Annotated in this window: 28 protein-coding genes and 1 pseudogene; 20 read left to right on the forward strand and 9 right to left on the reverse strand. The window is 69.8% G+C overall.

Translation table 11 applies throughout. The annotated features are described in order from the left end of the window. Window positions 1-41: 41 nt before the first annotated feature. On the forward strand, window positions 42-1298 hold the full coding sequence (locus E5671_RS26150; protein WP_202121267.1) for a DUF2786 domain-containing protein: 1257 nt from the start codon (window positions 42-44) through the stop codon (window positions 1296-1298). A gap of 470 nt (window positions 1299-1768) precedes the next feature. Beyond that, a complete protein-coding gene (locus tag E5671_RS26155) occupies window positions 1769-4024 on the forward strand; it encodes an FUSC family protein (RefSeq protein WP_160506364.1) in 2256 nt (751 codons plus the stop codon). An 81-nt stretch (window positions 4025-4105) separates the two neighbouring features. On the opposite strand, the gene E5671_RS26160 is transcribed toward E5671_RS26155, so the two are convergent. The 3 genes from E5671_RS26160 to rpmB form a co-directional block, all read right to left on the reverse strand. Continuing rightward, window positions 4106-4630, reverse strand: coding sequence for a hypothetical protein (locus tag E5671_RS26160; RefSeq protein ID WP_160506365.1), 525 nt, complete (start codon window positions 4628-4630; stop codon window positions 4106-4108). A gap of 62 nt (window positions 4631-4692) precedes the next feature. Beyond that, window positions 4693-4998, reverse strand: coding sequence for a 30S ribosomal protein S14 (rpsN, locus tag E5671_RS26165; RefSeq protein WP_160506366.1), 306 nt, complete (start codon window positions 4996-4998; stop codon window positions 4693-4695). After that, complete coding sequence (rpmB, locus tag E5671_RS26170) at window positions 4998-5234, reverse strand: 50S ribosomal protein L28 (RefSeq protein WP_160506367.1); 237 nt, start codon at window positions 5232-5234, stop codon at window positions 4998-5000. The genes rpsN and rpmB overlap by 1 nt, the downstream gene beginning before the upstream one ends. A 107-nt stretch (window positions 5235-5341) precedes the next feature. Here rpmB and rpmG point away from each other — a divergent pair, with 107 nt between their 5' ends. From rpmG to E5671_RS26210, 8 genes are all read left to right on the forward strand, one after another. Next, window positions 5342-5506, forward strand: a complete 165-nt coding sequence (gene rpmG / locus E5671_RS26175; RefSeq protein ID WP_009719228.1) for a 50S ribosomal protein L33 — start codon at window positions 5342-5344, stop codon at window positions 5504-5506. A gap of 5 nt (window positions 5507-5511) precedes the next feature. Next, window positions 5512-5757, forward strand: a complete 246-nt coding sequence (locus E5671_RS26180) for a type B 50S ribosomal protein L31 (protein ID WP_160506368.1) — start codon at window positions 5512-5514, stop codon at window positions 5755-5757. Then, window positions 5754-6932, forward strand: a complete 1179-nt coding sequence (locus tag E5671_RS26185) for a CobW family GTP-binding protein (RefSeq protein WP_443032698.1) — start codon at window positions 5754-5756, stop codon at window positions 6930-6932. The genes E5671_RS26180 and E5671_RS26185 overlap by 4 nt, the downstream gene beginning before the upstream one ends. Next, entirely contained in the window at window positions 6933-7178 is a 246-nt protein-coding gene (gene rpsR / locus E5671_RS26190; protein ID WP_160506369.1) for a 30S ribosomal protein S18, read from the forward strand. Window positions 7179-7249: 71 nt separating this feature from the next. After that, complete coding sequence (locus E5671_RS26195; RefSeq protein WP_160506370.1) at window positions 7250-7624, forward strand: VOC family protein; 375 nt, start codon at window positions 7250-7252, stop codon at window positions 7622-7624. Window positions 7625-7629: 5 nt separating this feature from the next. Further along, complete coding sequence (locus E5671_RS26200; protein ID WP_160506371.1) at window positions 7630-8043, forward strand: ArsR/SmtB family transcription factor; 414 nt, start codon at window positions 7630-7632, stop codon at window positions 8041-8043. Next, window positions 8040-8492 (forward strand): SRPBCC family protein, encoded by a 453-nt coding sequence (locus tag E5671_RS26205; RefSeq protein WP_160506372.1) that lies wholly within the window; start codon window positions 8040-8042, stop codon window positions 8490-8492. The genes E5671_RS26200 and E5671_RS26205 overlap by 4 nt, the downstream gene beginning before the upstream one ends. A gap of 148 nt (window positions 8493-8640) precedes the next feature. Continuing rightward, window positions 8641-8874, forward strand: coding sequence for a DUF397 domain-containing protein (locus E5671_RS26210; RefSeq protein ID WP_336605851.1), 234 nt, complete (start codon window positions 8641-8643; stop codon window positions 8872-8874). Between the two features lie 101 nt (window positions 8875-8975). Here E5671_RS26210 and E5671_RS26215 read toward each other — a convergent pair whose 3' ends face one another. Then, the gene (locus E5671_RS26215; RefSeq protein WP_160506374.1) at window positions 8976-9461 is read right to left on the reverse strand and encodes an ATP-binding protein; all 486 of its coding nucleotides are present in this window, start codon (window positions 9459-9461) and stop codon (window positions 8976-8978) included. Between the two features lie 362 nt (window positions 9462-9823). On the opposite strand from E5671_RS26215, the gene E5671_RS26220 reads away from it, so the two are divergent. From E5671_RS26220 to E5671_RS46420, 3 genes are all read left to right on the forward strand, one after another. Continuing rightward, window positions 9824-10687, forward strand: coding sequence for a Scr1 family TA system antitoxin-like transcriptional regulator (locus tag E5671_RS26220; protein WP_160506375.1), 864 nt, complete (start codon window positions 9824-9826; stop codon window positions 10685-10687). A 57-nt stretch (window positions 10688-10744) separates the two neighbouring features. Beyond that, complete coding sequence (locus E5671_RS26225; RefSeq protein WP_160506376.1) at window positions 10745-12202, forward strand: aldehyde dehydrogenase family protein; 1458 nt, start codon at window positions 10745-10747, stop codon at window positions 12200-12202. Between the two features lie 162 nt (window positions 12203-12364). Then, on the forward strand, window positions 12365-12493 hold the full coding sequence (locus E5671_RS46420; protein ID WP_237330990.1) for a DUF664 domain-containing protein: 129 nt from the start codon (window positions 12365-12367) through the stop codon (window positions 12491-12493). On the opposite strand, the gene E5671_RS26230 is transcribed toward E5671_RS46420, so the two are convergent. Next, window positions 12490-13095, reverse strand: coding sequence for a bleomycin resistance protein (locus E5671_RS26230; protein ID WP_160506377.1), 606 nt, complete (start codon window positions 13093-13095; stop codon window positions 12490-12492). The genes E5671_RS46420 and E5671_RS26230 overlap by 4 nt on opposite strands. Before the next feature lie 42 nt (window positions 13096-13137). On the opposite strand from E5671_RS26230, the gene E5671_RS26235 reads away from it, so the two are divergent. The 3 genes from E5671_RS26235 (at window position 13138) to E5671_RS26245 (ending at window position 15687) form a co-directional block, all read left to right on the forward strand. Beyond that, the gene (locus E5671_RS26235) at window positions 13138-13779 is read left to right on the forward strand and encodes a PadR family transcriptional regulator (protein ID WP_160506378.1); all 642 of its coding nucleotides are present in this window, start codon (window positions 13138-13140) and stop codon (window positions 13777-13779) included. Window positions 13780-13897: 118 nt separating this feature from the next. Next, a complete protein-coding gene (locus E5671_RS26240; RefSeq protein WP_160506379.1) occupies window positions 13898-14863 on the forward strand; it encodes an ATP-binding cassette domain-containing protein in 966 nt (321 codons plus the stop codon). 5 nt (window positions 14864-14868) lie between these two features. Beyond that, the gene (locus E5671_RS26245; protein ID WP_160510423.1) at window positions 14869-15687 is read left to right on the forward strand and encodes an ABC transporter permease; all 819 of its coding nucleotides are present in this window, start codon (window positions 14869-14871) and stop codon (window positions 15685-15687) included. A gap of 19 nt (window positions 15688-15706) precedes the next feature. Here E5671_RS26245 and E5671_RS26250 read toward each other — a convergent pair whose 3' ends face one another. Continuing rightward, window positions 15707-17134 carry a glutamate decarboxylase gene (locus E5671_RS26250; RefSeq protein WP_160506380.1) on the reverse strand — a complete coding sequence of 476 codons (1428 nt, stop codon included), beginning with the start codon at window positions 17132-17134 and terminating at the stop codon, window positions 15707-15709. Between the two features lie 140 nt (window positions 17135-17274). Between E5671_RS26250 and E5671_RS26255 the strand changes: the two genes are divergently transcribed. Continuing rightward, window positions 17275-18033, forward strand: coding sequence for a MerR family transcriptional regulator (locus E5671_RS26255; RefSeq protein ID WP_160506381.1), 759 nt, complete (start codon window positions 17275-17277; stop codon window positions 18031-18033). 64 nt (window positions 18034-18097) lie between these two features. On the opposite strand, the gene E5671_RS26260 is transcribed toward E5671_RS26255, so the two are convergent. Continuing rightward, window positions 18098-18463 (reverse strand): YbjQ family protein, encoded by a 366-nt coding sequence (locus E5671_RS26260; RefSeq protein ID WP_160506382.1) that lies wholly within the window; start codon window positions 18461-18463, stop codon window positions 18098-18100. A gap of 138 nt (window positions 18464-18601) precedes the next feature. On the opposite strand from E5671_RS26260, the pseudogene E5671_RS26265 reads away from it, so the two are divergent. Next, window positions 18602-19270, forward strand: a pseudogene (locus E5671_RS26265) (DedA family protein); the annotation flags it as partial. 100 nt (window positions 19271-19370) lie between these two features. Here E5671_RS26265 and E5671_RS26270 read toward each other — a convergent pair. Both E5671_RS26270 and E5671_RS26275 read right to left on the reverse strand, forming a co-directional pair. Further along, on the reverse strand, window positions 19371-21044 hold the full coding sequence (locus tag E5671_RS26270; protein ID WP_443032699.1) for a threonine/serine ThrE exporter family protein: 1674 nt from the start codon (window positions 21042-21044) through the stop codon (window positions 19371-19373). Window positions 21045-21173: 129 nt separating this feature from the next. Next, on the reverse strand, window positions 21174-21662 hold the full coding sequence (locus tag E5671_RS26275) for an inorganic diphosphatase (protein WP_135330561.1): 489 nt from the start codon (window positions 21660-21662) through the stop codon (window positions 21174-21176). A gap of 85 nt (window positions 21663-21747) precedes the next feature. On the opposite strand from E5671_RS26275, the gene dacB reads away from it, so the two are divergent. Then, on the forward strand, window positions 21748-23328 hold the full coding sequence (gene dacB / locus E5671_RS26280) for a D-alanyl-D-alanine carboxypeptidase/D-alanyl-D-alanine endopeptidase (RefSeq protein WP_160506385.1): 1581 nt from the start codon (window positions 21748-21750) through the stop codon (window positions 23326-23328). A 467-nt stretch (window positions 23329-23795) separates the two neighbouring features. Further along, entirely contained in the window at window positions 23796-24917 is a 1122-nt protein-coding gene (locus E5671_RS26285) for a zinc-dependent metalloprotease (RefSeq protein WP_160506386.1), read from the forward strand. Window positions 24918-25064: the final 147 nt, after the last annotated feature.

Below are 25064 nucleotides of genomic sequence, written 5' to 3' on the forward strand. Positions count from 1 at the left end.
GGGGGGCGTCCTGGGGGTATGGCCAGCCATACCCTTGACGTATGGATGATCCGGCGACCGACGTGACAGAGGTGATCGACAAGGCGTTCGCGGCAGCGCTGTACGCGGACGGCGACGAGGGCCTCGACACCGGCGCGTCCCTCCTCGCGGCCGCCCCCGATGCCGACGCGGAGCTGTGGCGCAGGGGCGAGGAGCTGGTGCGCCGGGCGTGGGAGCGGGGCTGGCAGCCTGCGGATGTCATACGGATGGTCGGCCGCGCCCAGGACGACGTCGCCCACGGCACGGACCGTACCCACCAGACGCAGCTGGCCGCCGAGCTGATCACGACCGAGACCAGGCGGTACGGCGACACGCTTCCGCCCCGCTGGAACGCGCAGCTGGCCGAGCTCGCCCCACAGGACGGTCCGAGGCCGGACCGCGCCCCACAGGACGGTCCGAGGCCGGGCCGCTCATCCCAGCCCGGATTGAGGTCCGGCCCGAGGCTCGACCGTTTCTCCCAGGCCACCGCCACCCTCGCTCTCTACCGCCTTCTCCTGCGCCTCCCCGCGATCGAGCCGGTGGGACCCGCCCCCGGCGCCCCGCTGCACGCGCCCCCGCCGCCCGGCCACGAAGAGCCCCGCATCCTCACGCGTATCCGGGCGCTCCTGGCGAAGGCCGAGGCCACCGGGTTTCCCGAGGAGGCGGAGGCGCTCACCGCCAAGGCGCAGGAGCTGATGGCCAGGCACACCATCGACGAGGCCCTTCTCGCGTCCCGTACCCATGCCAAGGACACTCCCGGCGCCTGCCGCATCGGCGTGGACGCCCCGTACGAGACGGCGAAGGCGATCCTCCTGGACGCGGTGGCCACCGCGAACCGCTGCCGCGCGGTGTGGAACGAGGCGTACGGCTTCTCGACCGTCGTCGGTTTCGAGCCCGACCTGGAAGTGGTCGAACTCCTCCACACCTCCCTCCTCGTGCAGGGGACGGCGGCGATGACGAAGGCGGAGGCGGGGCAGCGGGCGGGCGGCCGGAAGCGTACGAAGACGTTCCGTCAGGCTTTCCTGCTGGCTTACGCGAACCGCCTCGGTGCGCGGCTCGCCGCGGCGGCGGAGGACGTCGCCGTGGAGTCCCCGGAGGCGGGGGAACTGTTGCCCGTCCTGGCTGCCCGGGATGTGGCTGTCACGTCCCACGCCGAGCGCATGTTCCCCGAGACGAGTACGACCCGGGTGCGGGGTGTGACGGACCGGGAGGGCTGGACGTCCGGGACGGCGGCGGCGGACGAGGCGCAGGTGGCGCCGGGGCGGCGGCGCCTCGCCTGAGGCGGTACGCCCCTCTCCAACGCCGCCGGCAGCGGCCCGCCGCCGAACAGGCCTCCCCCCCCCGATTACCCCGCAGCCTCCCCTGAACGAACAAGCTTTCCCGCCCACCCACCCGATTACCCCGCAGCACCATCGATCAGCCACCGATCGGCCGCAGTCGGGAGCGCACGCGAGGGGACGTGCCGGTATGTCTGCCCGGAGCACGGCTCCCGAAGTCTCCGGTGCCGAAGTGGCCCCGCGGCCACCGGACGATAGCGAGGACGGACATACCGGCGCGGCCCCGCACCCGAGGCGGAGCGACGCCGCAGCAACGCACGATGACCCGCAGTCGGCAGCGCACGCGAGGGGACGTGCCATACCGGCGCGGCCCCGTACCCAAGACGAACCGGCACCGCAGCCGCCCCCCGGGGCCCCCGCCCCCCCGAACCCCCCACCCCAAGCCAGCCCGATATGCCCCGTATCATCACAGAGTGACCTGGCTTCGAGCGCTGAAGGAGACCAGCCGCTCGGGGCTGACCGTCGAGCGGAAGCGGCTTGAACCCCTCATCGCCCTCCGGGGCGCAGCCGGCCTCGCCGTCGTCATCGGCGTCAGCCTCACCCTCTTCGGGCCAGCCGTAGCCGCCAGCTCGGCCTTCGGCGCCTACCAGGCCGCCATCGCCACCTTCCAACGCAGCTGGCGCCCCCGCCCGGAACTGGCCCTGGCCTCTGGCACGAGCCTCGCCATCTCCACCTTCCTCGGCTACCTCACCGGCTCCCACACCCTCCTCTTCCTCGCGCTCCTCTCCCTCTGGACCTTCCTCTCGGGCCTGAGCTGGGCCGCGGGCCCGACCATCGGCATCATCGCCTCCTCCAACGTCGCGATCATGCTGGTCACGGTCACCCTCCCCGGCTCCCTTGCCGCCGCGGCCGGCCACGCCGCGATGATGGTGGTGGGCGGCGCCGTCCAGGCCGCCCTCGTGGTCCTGTTCCCCGTACGCAGATGGGGTGCCCACCGCGACGCCCTCGCCGACGCCCTCGCGGCCGAGGCCGACTACGCCCGCCGCCTCCGCCACGACCCCCACGCCGACTTCGACCCTGAGCCCCTGATGGCCGCCCGCGACGCGGCCACCATCACCCCGCGTCAGGCCCGCACCCGCCCCGCCGAACTCCACGGCGCCCGCGGCGTGGCGGAACGCATCCGCCCGGTGCTCGCCTCCCTGGCCGACCCCGCGGTGGGCGTACCGGAAGAAGGCCCCGAACGCGACCGCGTACGCGAGATCCTGGCCGCGGCGGGCGCGATCCTGGACGCGGCGGCGAGGGCCATCCGGCAGGGCGAACCCGTCAAGATCCCACCCGCGGCCATGGCGACCCTCCGGACCCCGGACACCGGGGCCATCCTCACCGGCCCGGCGCAAAGAGCGGCGAAACGCCTGGCGGCACTCCTGCGCGACGTGGTCGAAACAGCGGGCAAGCCCCCCGAGAAGGCCGCAGCCCTCACCACCACAGCACCCACAGCACCCACACCAACCACCCCCAAAGAAGCCCCCACCCCCAAAGAAGCCCCCACCCCCAAAGAAGCCCTCACCCCCACCCCCCTCCTCCGCCCCACCCTCCCCGCCCTCCTCCCCGCCGCCCTCCGCGCCATAAGAAGCGAGCTCCGCCGCCGCCACGAGTCCCCCGTAACCCGCCACGCGATCCGCGTCACCGCGGTGGCCGCCGCCGGCTACCTCCTGGGCACCTGGCTTCCCCTCGGCCACGGTTACTGGGCCCCCATGGCCTCCGTGATGGTGATGCGCCCGGACTTCTCGCAGACGTACTCCCGCGCGGTGGCCCGCTTCGGCGGCACCCTCGTCGGGGTGGCACTCGCCACGGGACTCGTCCAGCTGGCCGACCCCGGCACCGGGCTCTCCGCCGCACTCGCCGTGCTCTGCGCCGGGATGATGTACCTGCTGATGCGCACGGGCCAGGTCGCCGCCCAGGCCTGCGTCGCCGCGTACGTCGTGTTCCTGCTCGGCATGGGCGGCGAGCAGTGGACGCAGACGGTGCCGGAACGCGTCGTCCTCACCCTCCTCGGCGGCGTCCTCGCGATGATCGCGTACGCCGTGTACCCGGCCTGGGAGACCCCGCGGCTGCGCAACCGCCTCGCCGACTGGCTGGTCGCGGACGGCCGTTACGCCGCTGCCGTCGTCAGCCGCTACGCCGACCCCGCGGGCAGCTCCTGCCCGGACGTCCGCGAGGCGCTCCTCGCCGCCCGTGACGCCCGCATCGCCTGGCAGGAAGCCTCGGCCCGCGCCAAGAACGAGCCGGTACGCCACCGCGGCCTCTCCCGCGCCGCTGCCGCCGACGCCGAGGACGCCCTCGCCCAACTCGGCCGCGTGGCCATGCTGATGGAGGCCCACCTCCCGGACCGCGACGCCACCCCCGTCCCCGCGGCCGCCCGCCTCGCGGAGGCCCTGCGCAAGTCGACAGAGGGGGGCGCGAAGGCCGTACGTGAGCGCCGCGTCCCGAAGTGGGAAGCCGTGCGCAAGGCTCTCGACGAGTGGGACGGCGAGGGCGTCCCCGACCGGGTCGTACGCAGAGGAGCGGGCCTCCTCCTCACGACCCTCGAGGAACTGTCGGACGCCCTGGACACGGCACCACCGCCCATGCTGGTGGACGGCTCAGAAACAGCCACACAGACGGACACAGCCGTACCGACAGACAGCAACGGGCCGCAGGACCCCGAACAAGGTCCCACGGCCCGCTGACCGCATCACGCCTCACGACACCAGAGCCAGCCTCACGGCACCAGAGCCAGCCTCACGACATCCCAAAGCCAGCCCAGAGCCTCAGGACTCCGGAAGCCCCGCCGTTGGCAGTCCCTCCGGCAGCTTTCCGCCCTTGGTCCTCGTGAACTGATCCTCGCCCGCGCCCTGCCAAGAGACCGTCATCGACGTGCCGTTGACCGACTCGACCGTGCCCTCGGTGCGGTCCGAGTCGCCCTTGGCGCACTTCAGCTTGATCGCGTCGCCACTCGCGGTCCCACTGCACAGGACGTTCTCCCCGAGCAGCGTCGCCTGCTTCCCGGCGATGACCAGGGCCAGCGGATTCCCGTCGGCGGTGGCGACCCAGCTGCCCTCGGAGCTGCCGTCCTCGGCCCCGGAATCCGCCCCGGAGTCCGCCCCGCCCTCGTCCGGCGTCTCGGCTCCGTCGGACCCGTCGGACCCGGTGGAGGAACCCGCCGAGCTCGACCCCTTGTCCTTGCCCTCGTCCTCACCGTCGCCGCCGTCACTGCTGCAACCGGTCAGGACAAGGGCGGCGACAAGACCCGCCGCCGCGGCACCGATACGTACGTTCCGGACGTGCGTGCGCACTGAAGTCCCCCTACGTGAAGCTGTATGACGCTCGAATCAGGTCACTGAAATCGCGCGCCAAGCTACCAGGACGACTTGCGCACCCCGGGGAGGAATCCGGCGTGCGCTTGGTCACGCAGCTTCACCCTGGAGAGGCCGAACTTCCCCACGTATCCGCGCGGGCGACCGTCGACGCTGTCCCGGTTGCGTACGCGCGTCGCGCTCGCGTCCCGAGGCTGCCGCGCCAACTCGGCCTGGGCAGCACGCCGTTCGGCCTCGCCGGTCGAGGGGCTCCGGAGGATCTCCTTCAGCTCGGCCCGCCGCACGGCGTACCGCGCGACGACCTCGCGCCGCTTCTCGTTCTTCGCGATCTTGCTCTTCTTGGCCATCAGATCCTCACCCCACGCGCACGGATCCTGGCGACGGCGGCCTCGACGCCGATGGAGTCGACGGTCTTGATGCCCTTGGCGCTGAGCCGCAGCCGCACGAAGCGGCCCTCGCTGGGCAGCCAGTACCGCTTGCGCTGGACGTTGACGTCGAACCGGCGTGACGTACGCCGGTGCGAATGGGAGATCTGGTTGCCGAAGCCCGGCGTGGCGCCGGTCAGCTGGCAGTGGGCGGACATGGTGACGCACCTCTCGGTCGTGGGGAGTGGCTCCCTGAGTGACTCCCAGGAGCGGCTCCCCTGCGGAACCGTTTTGAAAACGGGATTCATTTTCATACACTACCGGCATGGCTCGCAACGAACTCCGCCCGATCATCAAGCTCCGGTCCACAGCCGGCACCGGCTACACGTACGTGACCCGCAAGAACCGCCGTAACGACCCCGACCGCATGACGCTGCGCAAGTACGACCCGGTCGTCGGGCGCCACGTCGATTTCCGAGAGGAGCGCTGACCGTCATGCGCAAGGACATCCACCCGCCGTACGGCCCCGTCGTCTTCCGTGACAAGTCCGCCGGCTTCGCCTTCCTCACCCGGTCCACCGCGACCAGCGAGAAGACGGTCGAGTGGGAGGACGGGCGCACCTACCCCGTCATCGACGTCGAGGTCTCCTCCGCGAGCCACCCCTTCTACACGGGCACGGCCAAGGTCCTGGACACCGCGGGCCGCGTGGAACGCTTCGAACGCCGTTACGGCGCGCGATGAACCCGACGGACCCGATGAGCTCCATGGACATCGCGATCGTCGGCGGACTCCACTCCGACGCCCGCAAGGAAACCGTCGAGCGGCTCCTGGCCGCCGTTCCGGGGAGCGTGGCGCTCCACCACGACCTGGCCACGGCCGTGCACGGCACCGTCGTGCGTACGGTGCGCGACGCCACCGGAGTGCTCTCCACCGGCGAGGCGCCGCTGGTCAACGACTGCGCGTGCTGCGCCCTGCGCGAGGACCTGGTGCCCGAGCTCGAACGGCTCGCGGACTCCGGCCTCACGCGCCTTGCGGTCGTCGAGCTGTGGGACTCCGTGGAGCCCAAGGCGATGGCGGAGGTCATCACGGCGCACGGGCACGAGGGGCTGCGGCTGAGCGGCGTGATCACGGCCGTCGACCCGGCGCTCCTCCTGCCCTACCTCGGCAACGGCGACGATCTGATGGAGGCCGGGCTCGCCGCGGCCACCACGGATCAGCGCACGGTCGCCGACACCTGGGCCCGCCAGCTCGAGTACGCGCCCGTCCTCGCCGTCGCGGACTCTCCCGAGGCCGACGACGAGGACCGCGCACTCCTCGCCCAGCTCCACCCGACCGCCCGTCAGGTCCCCATCAGCGGTCGTGACGGTCGCGGCGGTCATGGGGACCTGGCGGCTGCCGCGCTCGCCGGATTCGACGTCGAGGCGGCGGCCGCTGCCCAGCATCCGTCCTGTGCGCTGCTGCCGACCGACGCCGACGAGGCGGGGGTCGCCACCCTCGTATGGCACCGGGACCGGCCCTTCCACCCGGAGCGGCTCTATCAGGCCCTGGAGGACCTGACCTGCGCGGCGGCCCGCAGTCGCGGCCGGTTCTGGCTGGCCGACCATCCGGACACGCTGCTCGGCTGGGACGCGGCGGGCGGTGCGCTGTGCGTGGAGAGCGCGGGGCCGTGGCTGGCGTCGTTGCCGGACGCGGCGTGGGAGATGGTGCCGCCGGTGCGGCGGGCCGCGGCCGCGCTCGACTGGCATCCCGAGCACGGAGACTGCTGCCAGCACCTGGTCTTCGTCTCGCCCGGCCTGGACCGCGAGGGGCTCGAAGAGGTCCTGGAGTCCTGCCTCCTGACGGACGAGGAGTACGCCGCCGGGCGCGACGCCTGGAAGCACCTGCCCCCTGCCTTCGACACCCTCCTGGAGGTCTGAATGTCCCCCCGCAAGCCGTCCGGCCGCGAACAGAAGCCGCGTCCCAACCCTCTGGACCAGGCGAAGATCACGTACATCGACTACAAGGACACGGAGCTGCTCCGGAAGTTCATCTCGGACCGCGGCAAGATCCGCAGTCGCCGGGTCACCCGTGTGTCTGCTCAGCAGCAGCGACTGCTGGCCCGGGCGATCAAGAACGCCCGGGAGATGGCGCTGCTGCCGTACGGCTCGGGCTCGGCGCGCTGAGGCATGGTCGCAATAGGTAGGCTTTTCCCTACGCTTGACGAGTAGGGAAAAGCCTACCTATTGTCGTTCCCATGAACATCACCCACGCCTCCTTCCTCACCGTCCCCGTCTCCGACCAGGACGCCGCCCTGCGCTTCTACACGGACGTGCTCGGCTTCGAAGTCACCGCCGACCTGCAGATGCCGCCCGGCCGCTGGCTCCAGGTCGCGCCGAAGGGGGCGCAGACGGCCTTCACGCTCTCCGGTCCGGGGATGGGCGGTTTCGTGCCCGGCTCCGCGCAGGGGATCATGCTCCTTACGACCGATGTCGACGCCGACTGTGCGAAGCTCGCCGCGGCCGGGGTCGAGGTGAGCGGTCCGGACGAGCTGCCCTGGGGCAGGATGGCCGGCTTCCAGGACCCCGACGGCAACGGTTGGATGCTGCTGACGGAGAAGGAAGGCTTCTGACGGCCATGGTCACCACCGGCGAGCGCCAGGGTTCACATGCGGCCCCGGGCCAGGACCAGCACGAGGCCCCGGAGGCCCCCGGCCAGGACCAGCACGAGGACCAGCTCTTCGCCGCGCTCGCCAACGGCACCCGGCGTGAAGTCCTCCGCCTCCTGCGTGACGAGGGGCCGCAGCCCGTCCAGGCGCTCGCCGACCACTTCGACATGCGCCGCCCCAGCCTCTCCGAGCATCTGAAGGTGCTGCGCGACGCCGGTCTCGTCTCGGAGGAGCGGTCGGGACGGCAGCGCATCTACCGTCTTGAGGCGGTGCCGCTGGCCGAGGTGCAGGAGTGGCTCAGTCCGTACGAGCGGTTCTGGCGCGACAGGCTGAAGGGGCTCGGCGACGTGCTCGACCGCATGCCCGACGATGATCAGTCATGACCGCCGATGACCTCACGACCCTTCATGTGGACCAGTTCTTTCCGCACCCTCCCGCCAAGGTCTGGCGCGCGCTGACCGAGCCGGAACTCCTCGCTCAGTGGCAGATGCCGGGCAGCGAGGGCTTCCGTCTCGAAGTGGGGCACCGGTATGCCATGTCTTCCGTGCCGCGGCCCAACTCCAACTTCTCCGGCGCCGTTGACGTGCAGGTTCTCGCGTACGAGGTGGAGCGGATGCTCAGCGTCCGGTGGGCCGACGCCGATCCCGCGAACCCTTCGGACTGGACCATTACGTGGACGTTGGAACAGGAAGGGCGCGGTACGCGTCTCTTCCTAGTACATGAAGGCTTCGACCCGGACGACCCGGCGCAGATGATGGCAAGAAAGATCATGGGCGGGGGATGGCGTTCGCATGCCATGCGGAGTCTGGGGCAGGTGCTGACAGAGCTGTAACCAAGAGAGCACCCCGCGTGCACGTGCATCTGCCCATGCATCGGCATGTGAACACAGCTATGATCCGGGACAGTTGACCACTGCATCTAGAGCTGTCCAGAGCGATCTAGAGCCACACCAGGCACTGCACCACCACCGGGGAGCGACTGTGCATCACGTGTTTAACGGCATGGCTGCCACGGAGCTTCACGGGGTGGTCTGGCAGAAGAGCAGGCACAGCAACTCGCAGGGAGCCTGCGTGGAGTTCGCCAAACTGCCGGGCGGCGACGTCGCCGTACGGAACTCGCGGTTCCCCGACGGCCCGGCGCTCGTCTACACGCGCGCCGAGATAGAGGCCATGCTGCTCGGGATGAAGGACGGGGAGTTCGACCACCTGATCTGACAGGTGGCCGGCCCCGTTACGGGCCCGCCAAGGTTACGGGGCCCGCCAAGGGATGAACAGTCCCGCTATGCGTCCCGCTACGTGTCCCGCAATGCGTCCCGCTACGCCAGCTGGAACAGCGCCCACACGACCTTGCCCCGCAGCGCGCCCGCGAGCGGGTGCCAGCCCCAGCTGTCGCTGAACGAGTCCACCAGGAACAGGCCGCGGCCCGATTCGGCCGAGAAGTCGTCGTCGGTCTCGCGCGCGACCGGACTGTCGTCACTGGGGTCGCGCACCGCGCACACCAGGCGCGAGGTCCAGCGCATCAAGTGCAGCCGCACCGGCGGGCCGTGGTCGCGCGGGGTGTCCGACGGCAGGGCGTGTCTGAGGGCGTTGGTGACCAGTTCGGAGACGACGAGGGCGATGTCGTCGAAGCGCTCTTCCAGTTCCCACTGACACAGCGTCTTACGGGTGAACTGCCGTGCGCTGCCCACCGCTTCGTAGCGGGCGGGCAGGGAGCAGGACGCGGCGCTGGAGACGGCTGAGGGGTCGAGTGGGGGAAGCCCCTGCCGTAACGGCTCGAGCATGGTCGATCCATTCGTCCCCATGCGAGGCACTCCCCGGTTTCGCGGTACATAGCGATGGAGCGGTGGTGCGGTCGGTACAGCGGCGACGCGACGCATCCGTACAGCTCGGCAGTACGGCTCGGCACAGCTCCGTACAGCTCGGTGCGACGTCGATACAGCGGTGGCGCGCGGACCATGGTTCCGAATGCGTACAGCAGATGCAAGGGCAGATGCACGTGCACGCGCCGGACTTGGTCGTTCCCGTGCCACTTCTTGCCCATTTCTTCCTACGACTTCTTGTGGAGGACTTCCGAAGGCTTTCCGTTTCTGTAACCGGATGAGTACGGCCTGAAGCGTTTAATGGCAGACTGCCGGCTTCCAAGTGATGGGGAGGATTGAGCGAAGTGACCGCAGGGGAGTCGAGCGGCTCGGTCGTACGGCGCATGCTCCTTGGCTCGCAACTCAGGCGCCTGAGGGAATCGCGCGGCATCACCCGTGAAGCGGCCGGCTACTCGATCCGAGCCTCCGAATCGAAGATCAGCCGCATGGAGTTGGGACGGGTGAGCTTCAAGTCCAGGGACGTAGAGGACCTGTTGACGCTGTACGGCGTCACCGACGAGTCCGAGCGCGTCGCGCTGCTCTCACTCGCCAAGGAAGCCAACCTCGCCGGCTGGTGGCACAGTTACTCGGACGTCCTGCCGGGCTGGTTCCAGACATACGTCGGGCTCGAAGGCGCCGCCTCGCTCATCCGCGTCTACGAAGTCCAGTTCGTCAACGGCCTGTTGCAGACCGAGGCGTACGCCCACGCGGTCGTCGCGCGCGGCATGAAGGGCGCGAGCAAGGCCGACATCGAGCGCCGCGTCGCCCTGCGCCTCGAACGCCAGAAGCTGCTCATCTCCGAGCGCGCTCCCCGCTTCCACTGCGTACTCGACGAGGCGGCGCTCCGACGCCCGTACGGGGACCGGGAAGTGATGCGGGGTCAGCTCCAGCATCTGATCGAGATCTCCGAACGGCCGAATGTCACTCTTCAGGTCATGCCGTTCAGTTTCGGTGGGCACTCGGGCGAGAGCGGAGCGTTCACCATGCTGCGTTTCCCGGAATCGGACCTCTCGGACGTCGTGTACGTGGAACAGCTGACGGGAGCCCTGTACCTCGACAAGCCCGAGGAAGTCGGCCAGTACGAGCGGGTGGTGGGCGAGCTGCAGAGCGACAGCCCGAATCCGGCCGATAGTCGCGATCTTCTGCGAGGTCTGCTCCAACTGACGTAACCGGTCAGTACGATGACGTGAAATCAGCTGTCTGCACACCTTGCGGCAAGGGGTCTCATGTCCTTCTTCACTGACCTGGCTCACCAGTACATCGACGGTGAGTGGAAGGCCGGCTCCGGCTCCTGGGACATCATCGACTTCAATCCGTACAACGGGGAGAAGCTGGCGTCGATCACCGTGGCGACGGCCGACGAAGTGGACCAGGCCTACCGAGCGGCCGAACGCGCGCAGCAGGACTGGGGCACGACCAGCCCCTACGTCCGGCGCGCGGTCTTCGAGCGTGCTCTGCGCATCATCGAGGACCGTGAGGAAGAGATATCCGAGGCGATCATCGCCGAGCTGGGCGGCACCCGGCTCAAGGCCGCCTTCGAGATCCACCTCACCAAGGAGTTCCTGCGCGAGGCCGTGCACGTCGCGCTGCAGCCCGAGGGACGCATCCTGCCGTCGCCCGGCGAGGGCAAGGAGAACCGCGTCTACCGCGAGCCGGTGGGCGTGGTCGGGGTCATCAGCCCCTTCAACTTCCCGCTGCTGCTTTCCCTCAAGACGGTCGCCCCGGCGCTCGCCCTCGGCAACGCGGTGGTGCTCAAGCCGCATCAGAACACGCCGGTGATGGGCGGCAGCTTCCTCGCGAGGCTGTTCGAGGACGCGGGTCTGCCGGCCGGCGTCCTGAACGTGGTCATCACCGACATAGCCGAGATCGGTGACGCGTTCATCGAGCATCCGGTGCCGAGTGTCATCTCCTTCACCGGCTCGGACCGCGTGGGCCGTCACGTCGGCACGGTCTGCGCCGCGAACTTCAAGCGGTCGATCCTGGAACTCGGCGGCAACAGCGCCCTGGTCGTCCTGGACGACGCGGACATCGACTACGCCGTGGACGCGGCGGTCTTCAGCCGCTTCGTGCACCAGGGCCAGGTCTGCATGGCCGCCAACCGCATCCTCGTGGACCGGTCGCTGCAGGCGGAGTTCGCCGACAAGTTCGTCGCCAAGGTCGCGTCCCTGAACGTCGGCGACCCCGCGGACCCGGCGACCCACATCGGCCCGCTGATCAACTCCTCGCAGGCGGACGCGGTGACGAAGACCGTCGACCAGACGGTGGCCGCGGGCGCGAAGGTCCTCCTGCACGGCCGCGCCGACGGCAACCTCGTGGCTCCCTCCGTCCTGACGGACCTGCCGGCCGACTCCCCGGCCCTCCAGCAGGAGATCTTCGGACCGGTGGCGCTGCTCGTGCCCTTCGACGGCGAGGAAGAGGCCGTACGCATCACCAACGACACCCCGTACGGGCTCAGCGGCGCCGTCCACACGGCCGACGTCGAGCGCGGCGTGCGGTTCGCGCGGCGGATCAACAGCGGCATGTTCCACGTGAACGACGGCACCGTGCACGACGAGCCGATCGTGCCCTTCGGCGGCGAGAAGCACTCGGGTCTCGGTCGCCTGAACGGCGAGTCGACGGTGGACGCGTTCACGACGCAGAAGTGGATCTCGGTACAGCACGGACGCTCCCAGTTCCCCTTCTGAGCCTTCTTCTGCGCGTTCCCCGACCTCTTTCGCGTACGTCGTGAACTCCCGGACCTCTGCGGACCCTTGCGGACAGAACCTGACCGCAAGGGTCCGTAACGTCAGTGGTGTCGGAAAGCCCGGCAGGCTCCACAGGGTCGCAGGCTCCGAGAGGCGGACCCCATGGTCACCCACGTCAACGCAGAGGCCCCCGGCGACGAGCGCGGCGCGCTGCTCGCCTTTCTCGACGCCGAGCTCTCGCTCTCCGGACTGCTCAAGCACGTCGCGGAGGTCGAGGAGAGCTGGGGCTAGCCGGGCTCGGGCCCCTCGCCGAGGTGCGCGGCCATCTCCGCCCGCAGCGCGTGGAGCTCCTGGAGTTGCTGCGGGGTGGGGGTGCCGTCGGCGGCGAGCGCGTGGTCGATGATGCGGACCGCCGCCGCGTGGTCCTCCTTGGACGCGCCCAGGAGTGTGGCCTGGTGCAGGGCGCGCGCGTACCTCTCCTTCGGCACCGGGGCGTGCTCGAAGGAGTCGGCGATGGGCTGCCCGATGCGGACGCAGTTGCCCGCCGGGTCCGTCATCAGGAACTGCCGTACGCCGTAGCTCATGTCCCTCACGGACCCGATCCGGGGCAGGCCGCGGGTCGGTATCCGTCCGAGGGCCTGCTTGAGCCCGGCACGGAAGGCCTCGTGGAGGGCGTCGACGCGGTCGGTCAGGACGTAGCAGGTGCTGTAGGAGGCCTGCGGGTCGTAGCCCTTGAGCTGGAAGAACTGCAGCTCCATGTCGTCGCGCCGGACCACGGCGTGCGGATTGGGCGCCTTTTGGTGATAGGTCACCTCGAAGCCGACGGCCTTGTAGAAGTCGAGTGTCTCGTCGAGCTGGTGGCAGGGGAGCAGGGGGATCATTGTCTCGGCCATACGGCTACTCTAATCAAAATTGATTAGAAGGAGGTGGCTTTGATGTCGGCGATCCGACTCCTTGTCCTCGGCGCCGTCCGGCAGCACGGGCGGGCCCACGGCTATCAGGTGCGCAACGACCTGGAGTACTGGGGCGCCCACGAGTGGTCCAACGCCAAGCCCGGCTCGATCTACCACGCGCTGAAGCAGATGGCCAAGCAGGGCCTGCTGCTCGCGCACGAGGTCGCCCCGTCGACCGCGGGCGGCCCGCCGCGCACGGAGTACGAGATCACGGAGGCGGGCACCGAGGAGTATCTGAACTTGCTCCGGGCCAACCTGGTCTCGTACGACCAGCGGACCGACATGCTCTCGGCGGCCCTCGGCTTCATCGTCGACCTGCCCCGCGGCGAGGCGGTCGATCTGCTGAAGCAGCGGGTGCGGGGCATCGAGGAGTGGCGCAGATCCGTCACGGAGTACTACATCCCCGAGGACGGCCCGGAGCAGCTCGGGCACATCGGCGAGATCATGAACCTCTGGGTCCACACGGCCGACGGGGGCGTGGAGTGGACGCGCGGCCTGATCAAGCGGATCGAGGGCGGTGCGTACACGTTCGCGGGTGAGGGCGAGCCGTTCGTCGGCATCCTCGCCGAGGGTGAGGAGAACCCGTTCGGGGCCGGGGAGCCGCACGCGGGGGACGATCTCTGACCCGTGAAGGGGCTCTACTGATCAAGTTTGACTAATCCCGGATTCGGGGATACCTTCCTTCGCGTTGGGCCCGTAGTCAAGTTTGACTACGGGGTGGCAGGGGCTCGGAGGGAGACGGATGACGGACGCGATCGTCGTCGAGGGCGCACGGAAGCGGTACGGGGAGAAGTGGGCCCTTGACGGCCTTGACCTGACGGTCGGGCGCGGCACGGTGCACGGCATGCTCGGACCGAACGGCGCGGGCAAGACCACCGCCGTGAGGGTGCTCGCCACGCTGCTGCGGGCGGACGAGGGCCGGGTGGAGGTGGCCGGGTACGACGTGCGCAGGCAGCCGGACGAGGTGCGCAGGCGCATCGGCCTGCTCGGCCAGCACGCCGCGCTGGACGAGGAGTTGAGCGGCCGGCAGAACCTGGAGATGTTCGGGCGGCTCTACCACCTGGGCGCGCGGCACGCGCGCGTGCGGGCCGATGAGCTCCTGGAGCGGTTCGGACTCGGGGACACCGGCCGCAAGGCGGTCAAGCAGTACAGCGGCGGCATGCGGCGCCGCCTTGACCTCGCGGCCTCGCTCATCACGGAGCCCGACGTGCTGTTCCTGGACGAGCCGACGACCGGGCTCGACCCCCGGGGCCGCACGGAGGTCTGGGAGGCGGTGCGCTCGCTGGTCGACGGCGGCACGACGGTGCTGCTCACCACGCAGTACCTCGAAGAGGCGGACCAGCTCGCCCACCGCATCTCGGTGATCGACCGGGGCCGGGTCATCGCGGACGGCACGGCGGACGAGCTGAAGTCGAAGACGGGCGGTGACCGGATCGACGTGGTGGTGCGGGACGCGGCCCAACTGGAGCTCGCGGCACGCCTCTTGCCCGGCGAAGCCACGACGGACGCGGACCGGCGTCTGGCCAGCGCGCCGGTGGCGGACCGCATGGAGGCGCTCACCGGGGTCGTACAGGCCTTGCGGGACGCCGGTGTCGAGGCCGAGGACGTCGCGGTGCGCAGGCCGACCCTGGACGAGGTGTTCCTGCGCCTGACGGGCCCCGCGGACGACCAGGAACGTACGCAGGAACATGCGAAGGAGGCCGTGTGAGCACGATGACGATCAGCCGTACACCGGCGGTGGGTGGCACGCCCGCCAAGTGGGCCGCGATCGACTCATGGACCATGACGCGACGCGAACTCGCCCACTGGGCACGGCAGCCCGTGCAGGTGCTCGTCGGCCTGGCCTTCCCGGTGATGTTCCTGCTGATGTTCAACTACCTGATCGGCGGCGGAAAGGGCATCGCGGGCGGCTACGCCGAGTTCCTCGTGCCCGGCATGTTCGCGCTGACCATGACCTTCGGTCTGGACGCGACGATGGTCGCCGTCACGCAGGACCTCAACAAGGGCGTGATCGACCGCTTCCGGTCCATGCCGATGACCAACGGCGCGGTCCTGGTGGGCCGTTCGGTCGCGGACATGCTGCAGTCGCTCGTCTCGCTGATCGTCATGATCGGCGTCGGACTCGCGATCGGCTGGCGCTGGCACGGCTCGTTCGGGGCGGCGCTCGGCGCGGTGGGCCTGCTGCTCCTGCTGCGGTTCGCGATGCTGTGGATCGGCATCCACCTGGCGATGGTCGCGGGCAAGCCGGAGCTGGTGATGGCCGTGCAGATCCTCGTCTGGCCGGTCGGCTTCCTCTCCAACGCCTTCACGGTCCCGCAGAACATGCCGGGCTGGCTCGGCGCGACGGTCGAGTGGAACCCGATGTCGGCGACGGCGACGGCGGTGCGTGACCTGTTCGGCAACGACCCCGGGGTGGTGGGCACTTCATGGGCCGCCGAGCACGCGGGGCTCCTTGCCGTGGTGGGGCCCCTGGTGCTCGTGGGGGTGTTCATGCCGCTGGCGGTGCGGAGGTTCGGGGGGCTCAGCAAGTAGCCGCGCTCCCTGAGTGCCCCTAGTGGTGGAACCCTGTGGCCGCATCTCTGTCCCGTGTGAAGGGGTGCGGCTGCTGCCGCAGTTCGGGCACCAGGCTGCTCAGATCCGCCAGGAAGAGCTCCGCGAGGTCGGCCGTGAAGCCGTTGCGGCAGACCACGCGGAGGACCGCCAGATCCTCGCGGTGGGCCGGGAAGGTGTACGCGGGGACCCGCCAGCCGCGCTCGCGAAGGCGCCGGGACACGTCGAAGACGTCGTACGCCTTCACGTCGTCCCGCGTCGTGAAGGCGAACACCGGCAGCTGGTCCCCGCGGGTGATCAGCCGGAAGTCGCCAAGCGCCTCGATGCGGTCCGCGAGGCCGCGGGCGACGTCCCTGGCCGCCTGCTGGACGGCGCGGAAGCCCTCGCGGCCCAGGCGCAGGAACGTGTAGTACTGGGCGGCGACCTGCGCGCCGGGGCGGGAGAAGTTCAGCGCGAACGTCGGCATGTCACCGCCGAGATAGTTCACCCGGAAGACCAGCTCGTCCGGCAGCGCGTCCGCCTCCCGCCACAGCGCCCAGCCGACGCCCGGATAGACCAGGCCGTACTTGTGGCCCGACGTGTTGATCGAGGCGACCCTCGGCAGCCGGAAGTCCCACTCCAGGTCCTCGTCGATGAAGGGCGCCACCATCGCGCCGGACGCGCCGTCGACGTGCACGGGGATGTCGAGCCCGGTGCGCTCCTGGAGGTCGTCGAGGGCCGCGCAGAGCTCGGCCACCGGCTCGTACGACCCGTCGAACGTGGAGCCGAGCACGGCCACGACGCCGATCGTGTTCTCGTCGCAGAGCTCGGCGGCGGCCACCGGGTCGAGGTGGAAGCGGTCGCCCTCCATGGGGACCTGGCGCGCCTCGACCTCCCAGAAGTTGCAGAACTTCTCCCAGCAGACCTGGACGTTGACGCCCATGACGAGGTTCGGGCGTGCGGTGGGCGATGGATAGCGGTCGCGGTTCCGCTCGTCCTTGGCCCAGCGGCGCTTGAGGGCCATCCCGGCGAGCATGCACGCCTCGCTCGACCCCGTCGTCGAGCAGCCGACCGCGCCCGACGGGTCCGGCGCGTGCCACAGGTCGGCGAGCATGGCCACGCAGCGCCGCTCCAGCTCGGCGGTGTGCGGGTACTCGTCCTTGTCGATCATGTTCTTGTCCCGGCACTCCGTCATGAGGACGCCGGCCTGCGGCTCCATCCACGTCGTGACGAAGGTGGCGAGGTTGAGCCGTGAGTTGCCGTCCAGCATCAGCTCGTCGTGCACCAACTGGTACGCCGTCGTGGGCGGCAGCGGCCCGTCGGGGAGGCGGTGCTTGGGCGGGGCCTCGGTCATGCCGCTGACCGGGTTGGCCTCTCCGTAGAAGGGGTTCACCGCCAGGGTGCGCTCCTTGGAGCCGCCTTTCGGGTCCTCGCTGCGGTGGAGCGGCATGGGCGGTCTCCTTTTGTCCCTGTACGGGGCTTTCATGCCTCCTGCTGGCGAGGATATGGGCGGCTGCCGGGGTCCGCACTTGCACCTCACGTGACGTGAGGACCCAGGCTGAGGCGCGTACCGAGAGAGAGGCGGAAGCCATGAGCTACTCCGTGGGACAGGTCGCCGGTTTCGCCGGAGTGACGGTGCGCACGCTGCACCACTACGACGAGATCGGCCTGCTCGTGCCCAGCGAGCGCAGCCACGCGGGCCACCGGCGCTACAGCGACGGCGACCTGGACCGGCTGCAGCAGATCCTGTTCTACCGGGAGCTCGGCTTCCCCCTCGACGAGGTGGCGGCCCTCCTGGACGACCCGGAGACGGACCTGTGGGTGCACCTGCACCGTCAGCACGAATTGCTGTCCGCCAGGATCACCAAGCTCCAGGAGATGGCCGCCGCCGTCGAGACCGCCATGGAGGCGAAGAAGATGGGCATCAACCTCACGCCCGAGGAGAAGTTCGAGGTCTTCGGGGACCACGACCCCGACCAGTACGCGGACGAGGTGGAGCGCCGCTGGGGCGACACCGACGCCTACAAGGAATCGCAGCGCAAGGCCGCCTCGTACACCAAGGAGGACTGGCAGCGGATCAACGACGAGTTCTCCGCGGTGCACGCGCGCATGGGCGACCTGCTTGCCCAGGGCCTGGCCGCGGACTCAGTGGAGGCGATGGACGTCGCGGAGGAACACCGCCGTTTCATCACGCGCTTCCACTACACCTGCCCGCACGAGCTCCACACCTGCCTCGGCGAGATGTACGTGGCGGACGAGCGGTTCACGGCCACCTACGAGGCGATCCGGCCGGGGCTCGCGGTCTATATGCGGGACGCGATCGTGGCGAACGCGGCGCGGAACGGCTGAGGGGAGTGCCGGTAAGGGGCGTCCGCCATGGGTGGGCGCCGGTGGGCGCCCCTTACCCATGGGGTCACTCCCGGGTGATCACGACCGCCGTGCCGTACGCGCACACCTCAGTGCCCACGTCCGCGGCCTCGGTGACGTCGAAGCGCATCATCAGGACCGCGTTGCCGCCACGCGCGCGTGCCTGCTCGATGAGGCGCTCCATCGCTTGGTTGCGGGTCTCCACCAGCGTTTTCGTGAGGCCCTTCAGCTCGCCGCCGATCATGGACTTGAGGCCCGCGCCGATCTGGCTGCCCAAGTGCCGGGAGCGAACGGTGAGGCCGAAGACCTCACCGATAACCTGTTGTACGCGGTAGCCCGGTACGTCGTTCGTCGTCACGACCAGTACGTCGGAGTGCGGGTCGGTGCCACCGCCGAAGTCATCGATACCCATGGCACACAGCTTTGCCCCAGAACACGCACAGTGCACCCTGGGGAGAACAGTGGAACCTGGGCACGACACCCCGCGTTGATAGCTTTGGGCGGCCATCCCCCCGCCGCATCGCCCTCTCACCCACAGGAGCCCCGAACCGTGACGACGCTTGCGCTCGGACCAAGCTGGCTGGATCCGGATTACCTCCTGAACACGTTCGGGGTCTGGGGTCTGCTCGCGATCGTCTTCGCCGAGTCGGGCCTGCTCATCGGCTTCTTCCTGCCGGGTGACTCGCTGCTGTTCACGACGGGCCTGCTGATCACGACGAAGCAGCTCGACTTCCCGCTCTGGCTCTGTGTCGTCCTCATCTGCATCGCCGCGATCCTCGGCGACCAGGCGGGCTACCTCTTCGGCAAGAAGGTCGGCCCCGCGCTCTTCAACCGCCCGGACTCCAAGCTGTTCAAGCAGGAGAACGTGGTCAAGGCGCACGAGTTCTTCGAGAAGTACGGCCCGAAGTCCCTGGTCCTGGCCCGCTTCGTGCCCATCGTGCGGACGTTCACGCCGATCATCGCGGGCGTCAGCGGCATGCGGTACCGCTCGTTCATCACGTTCAACATCATCGGCGGCATCCTCTGGGGCGCCGGCGTGACGCTGCTCGGCGCGTGGCTCGGCAACGTCGACTTCGTGCACAAGAACATCGAGGCGATCCTCATCCTGATCGTCCTGATCTCGGTGGTGCCGATCGTGATCGAGTTCCTGCGGGCGCGCAGCAAGTCCAAGAAGTCGGCCGCGGCCGAGGGCGAGGCCCCCGGGGCGACCCCGGCGGCACGCGGGCGGCACGCGAAGCGGTAGAGAAAATCAGCCCGTCCGGCGTTTGAGGACTGGGGGGCGGGGGGCGAAGCCCCCGATACGGCCGGTGGATCCGGGGTCAGAAGCCTCGGGTCCGCTTCGCCGCACGGCGGTTCGCCGCCGTGGTGGCGCCCGGGATCTTGAGGATCATCCGCGAGACCTCGCTGCCCAGGTTCACGCCGATCGCGATGGCAAGGGCCGTCGCCGCCGCCTTGGTGAGCGAGTTGATGCCCGTGTTCATGTCGTTCTGGGCCAGGGCGAGCAGACCGAAGTACGTGGCGCTACCGGGCAGCAGCGGGCCGATCGCCGCGGTGACGTACGGCAGTGAAGAAGCGAAGCGGTAGCGCGAGAAGAGCTGGCCGAACAGGCCCACGAGCCCGGCCGCGACCGCCGTCGCCGCCACCGGCGAGAGCGCGATCGACGTCTGGGCGAGTGCCCCGTACATGACCCAGGCGATACCGCCGTTGAGGGTCACGATGAGCACGGTGTGACGTTCCTGCTGGAGCAGTATCGCGAAGGCGAGGCTCAGCGCCATCGACGCCAGGATCTGGATCACTGGGCGCGAGTCGGTCGCCACGAACGCCGTCTCCGGCTGCAGGCTCGTCGCGTCGAGCATCACGCCGAGCGACAGCACGAGCAGCACGCCGCAGACGATGCCCACGACGAGATAGCAGACCTCCAGGAGGCGCGCCGCCGCCGTGATGTAGTAGCCGGTCAGGCCGTCCTGGACGCCGGCCACCAGCGCTCTTCCGGGGATCAGCGCGAAGAGACCACCGGTGATCACCGCGGAGGCGTTGACCTCCTGGGAGTGCACGAGGCTGAGCGTGACGCCCATCGCGGCGGGCGGCATCGCGGCCCCCACGAACTGGTAGAACTCCGGAAGACCGCGGCCCGCGCACAGCCAGGCGAGACGGTCGCCGAGCATCGCGCCGAACGCCGCGACCAGGAAGACCAGGGCGCCACCGCCGACGAGCACGGAGGCCGAGCCCGCGAGCAGCCCGCTGGCCGCCGTCAGGGCCCAGCCGGGGTAGGGGTGGCGGTTACGGCGGATCCCCGCGAGGCGGCGGTAGGCCTCCTCCAGGGAGACGTCGGTGTCCGTGTCGCTGATGTCGTCCACCAGGTGGAAGACGGCCGCGAGACGGGTGTAGTCGGTGCCTCGGCGGCGCACCGTCCTGGAGGCCGTGACGGGGTCTTCCACCAGGGACGGCTGGTGCGAGATGGAGAGCAGCGTGAACGTGACGGTCGGCTCGCAGCGGTCCAGGCCGTAACTGCGGCAGACGGCGAACATCGCCGCCTCCACGTCCTCGGCGCCCTCGCCGCCCGCGAGCAGCAGCTCGCCGATACGCAGCGTCAGGTCGAGCACGCGCGGCACGGCGGGGCCGGTCTCGTCCTCGTGCTTCTGGGTGGCCTCCGGAGTGGGCCGTTCGGCGACCGGCATGCGCAGCATGGTGCGCATCTGGTCCTGCCAGGGCGTCTCCTTGGTGAGCTTCACCAGGGGTATGCCGTGCGGGGGAGTGAACGCGGGCGGCGCGTTGCGGGAGCTGTAGGTGTGCGGCGTGGTGAACGCCGACTTCTCGGTCTCCTGCGTGGTCGACGAGGGATTCGCCAGGCCGTTCGGGATCGCGAACTCGGAAGTCGTCTGCGACTCGTCCTCGGGTGCCGGTGGCTGCGCCATCACGCCGGTGGGCTGAACGAATGCACTCCGGGCCTCATCCGACTGTGGTTTGCGGTCTTCGGCCTCCTGGTCAGCCACTTTCACTGCCTCGCTCCCACATACGTACCTTGTGCACCTCCAGTACGAACAGTATGCGCACAGATACGCGAACGGGCCGCGCGGTCTTCGTGAAGATCGCGCGGCCCGTCAGGGGCGATGCAGGGGCACTCAGTGACCCTGGGCCTCCGCACGCTTGTACGACTTCTCGATCTCGGCCTCGGCGTCCGCGCGGCCGACCCAGTCGGCGCCCTCGACGGACTTGCCGGGCTCCAGGTCCTTGTAGACCTCGAAGAAGTGCTGGATCTCCAGGCGGTCGAACTCGGAGACGTGGTGGATGTCGCGCAGGTGCTCCACGCGCGGGTCCGACGCCGGGACGCAGAGCAGCTTGTCGTCGCCGCCCGCCTCGTCGGTCATCCGGAACATGCCGATCGCGCGGCACTTGATGAGGCAGCCCGGGAAGGTCGGCTCGTCCAGGATGACGAGAGCGTCCAGCGGGTCACCGTCCTCGCCGAGGGTGTTCTCGACGAAGCCGTAGTCCGCGGGGTAGCTGGTCGACGTGAAGAGGCGACGGTCCAAGCGGATCCGGCCGGTCTCGTGGTCCACCTCGTACTTGTTCCGCGAACCCTTCGGAATCTCGATGGTGACGTCGAACTCCACGGGTGGCTCCTCCATGATCAGCACATACTTCGGGTGGTTAAGTGTCCCTCACGCAGATGTGTGATCGCGAAAGGGGCTGGTCGTCGTGCCCGAGCTCAAGCCTTGGCAACAGACCCGGCAGCAAGTCGGGAAGCTGCTGCGGCAGCTTCCCAAGCCTCCGGCTCCCAAGATCCCTGCCGCTCTCAAGGCTCCTGCGAAACTCAAGACATGGCAGCTCACGGCGGGTGCCGCCACCGTCGGACTCGCGATCGCGGCCGGTGCGGTGGCCGCGGCCGGCCCCTGGGACTCCTCCGGTCAGCGTACGGCCGAGCGGGACTGGGCGGCTTCCCAGGAGGCCGGGGGTGGTACAGATCACGGCGGTCGTACGTCCGGACGGGCGCCCGCGGCCGCCCCGAGCGCCCCCTCCGTGCTCAGGGGGCTCGGGGTGCCCGCGGGGTCCGCACACGGCGGCTCCGTGCCCGCTCCGGACGGCAAGGCGCTCGCGGGCGTCCTCGATCCGCTCCTGAAGGCCAAGGCGCTCGGTCCCGAGCGCTCGGCGGTCGTCATCGACGCGGGCACCGGGCGGCGGGTGTACGGCAAGGGCGGCGGCGACGCCCTCACGCCCGCCTCCACCACGAAGGTCGCCACGGCGGTCGCCGCGCTGACCTCGGCGGGGGCGGATCACCGCATCACCACGAAGACGGTCATCGAGCCGGACTCGAAGGAGGTCATCCTCGTCGGAGGCGGCGACCCCACGCTCACGGCCCGCAAGGAAGGCCCGTACTCGGGGAGCGCCGCGAGCCTGCGCGAACTGGCGGAGGACACAGCGCGCGCCCTGAAGGACCGCGGCACCGACAAGGTGACCCTGACGTACGACACCTCGCTCTACTCGGGCGAGCCGCAGCACCCCATCGGGCCGAACGAGAACCTCACCCTGGTCAGCGCCCTGATGGCCGACGAGGGCCGCCTCGACGACTCCTCCAGCGGCCCCGCCCCGCGCTCGGGCGACCCGGCGGGTGACGCGGCGAAGAAGTTCGCGGGCCTCCTGGAGAAGGAGGGCATCGATACCGGAACGGGCGCCAAGGAGAAGAAGGACCCGGGCCCCTCCAAGGCTTCCGACCGCGCCGAGTCCCTCGCCAAGGTCGAGTCCCCGCCGCTGTCGGCGCTCGTTGAGCGGATGCTGACGCACAGCGACAACGACATCGCCGAGGCGCTGGCCCGCCAGACGGCGCTCGCCGCCAAGGAGCCGGTGAGCTTCGACGGCGCGGGCAGGGCCATCGAAGCCCAGCTGAAGGAGTCCCAACTCCCCCTGTCCGGAGCGAAGTTCGCGGACGGGAGTGGCCTGGACCGCGCGGACCGCAGCTCGGCCGAGCTGCTCGCCGCGCTCCTGGCCCGAGCCGCCGACCCCGCCCACCCGGAACTGCGCTCCGTGGTGACGGGCCTCCCGGTGGCGGGCTTCACGGGCACGCTGGTCGACCGCTACCCCAAGGACTCCCCGGGCACCGGAGTCGTACGCGCCAAGACCGGCACCCTGACGGGCGTGAACACCCTCGCGGGCACGGTCGTGGACGCGGAGGGCCGCCTCCTGGTCTTCGCTTTCATGACCACAGGCACGACGGACCCCAAGGCGGCACAGTCGGCACTGGACGAGATGGCGTCGGCGGTGGCGAAGTGCGGCTGCAGGTAGCGGGCCCCTGGGCCTCCGTGCCCCGAAGGGGCGCGGGGAACTGCGCGACCAGCCACGACGGCGCCGCAGACGATGGACGGTCCGGCCTCACCCCCTCTGCGGGCGGAGTCGCGCCTGCCGCCGTGCCGACGGCCCGGTGGTGACAGCCTCACGGGGCAATCGCTTCCCGTTGACCCCTACGGGCCCTGGCTAGGGCAATGTCAGGGCTCAACCCCCTCCGTAGGCGGGGTCGAGCACGTACCGTTGACGCATGACGAGCATCGGTGGTGCGGAGATGGTCGACTGGCTGTTTTCTTCCGGGGGCGACCCCCGTACCCCCGGCCGGTGAGGTGGTGTCTCGCGTCGCGTGTTCTGTCGGTGGGCCCGGGGGGGGTGGTTGCTTCGTGCTGACCCCTACGGGCCCGGTGTGGGGCAATGTCAGGGCTCAACCCCCTCCGCAGGAGGGGTCGAGCACGTACCGTTGACGCATGACGAGCATCGGTGGTGCGGAGATGGTCGACTGGAATCTCGCGGTGGCGACCGCGACCCGGCTCGTTCGGCCGGGTCCAGAAGTGAGCCGGGACGAGGCGCGGGCCATCGTCGCCGAGCTCCGTAAACATGCGAAGTCCTCGGAGGAGCACGTCCGTTCCTTCACCCGGATGGGCACGGAGGACATTCACGACACTCCGGTGCTCGTAGTCGACCGGGCCGGGTGGATCCGGGCGAACGTCGCCGGGTTCCGGGAGATCCTCAAGCCCCTCCTGGACAAGATGCAGGACCGGCGCTCCGGAGGCCCCGGCGGTGCCGTGCTCGGCGCGGTCGGCGGCAAGGTCACCGGCGTGGAGCTGGGGATGCTGCTCTCCTTCCTCGCCTCGCGCGTCCTCGGGCAGTACGAGACCTTCGCCCCCGCCACCCGCGACCTCCCCGCAGGGGAGCACGGCGGCGGCAGGCTCCTCCTGGTGGCTCCGAACATCGTGCACGTCGAGCGCGAACTCGACGTGGACCCCCATGACTTCAGGCTCTGGGTGTGCCTGCACGAGGAGACGCACCGCACCCAGTTCTCGGCCGTGCCCTGGCTGCGGGACCACCTGGAGGGGGAGATCCAGTCATTCCTCTCCGAGACCGAAGTCGACCCGATGACGGTCCTCGAGCGCATCAGGGAAGCCGCCCAGTCCCTCGCCGGCGGCCGCCCCGAGGGCGAGGAGGACGACGGGGGCCGCTCCATCGTGGAGCTGGTCCAGACCCCCGCCCAGCGCGAGATCCTGGCTCGGCTCACGGCCGTCATGTCGCTCCTCGAGGGGCATGCCGACTTCGTGATGGATGGAGTCGGCCCTGATGTGGTGCCCTCCGTCGGCGAGATCCGGGAGAAGTTCCAGCAGCGCAGGGCCCGCGGGGCGAGCCGCCTTGACCAGGCCCTGCGCAAGCTGCTCGGCCTCGACGCGAAATTGCGCCAATACCGGGACGGCGAGCGTTTCGTGCGCGCGGTCGTCGGTGAGGTCGGAATGGACGGCTTCAACCGGGTGTGGACTTCGCCGAACACGCTGCCCACCAAGTCGGAGATCGCCAAACCGGCGGACTGGGTCGCGCGGGTGCACCGTAAGGGAGAGTGAGGGCAGTAAGGGAGCGAGTTGCGGCCGATGGCATGCGAACGCCCCCGCAATCACCCGTCCGAGGGACCGTGAGCCATGGGTAGGCGTGCAATGCTCGGGGAACGGCTCGGCTCTGTCACCATCGACACACTCTGAGTGACTAATCTC

The organism is Streptomyces sp. BA2 (assembly GCF_009769735.1).
In the GTDB taxonomy this organism is placed as follows: domain Bacteria; phylum Actinomycetota; class Actinomycetes; order Streptomycetales; family Streptomycetaceae; genus Streptomyces.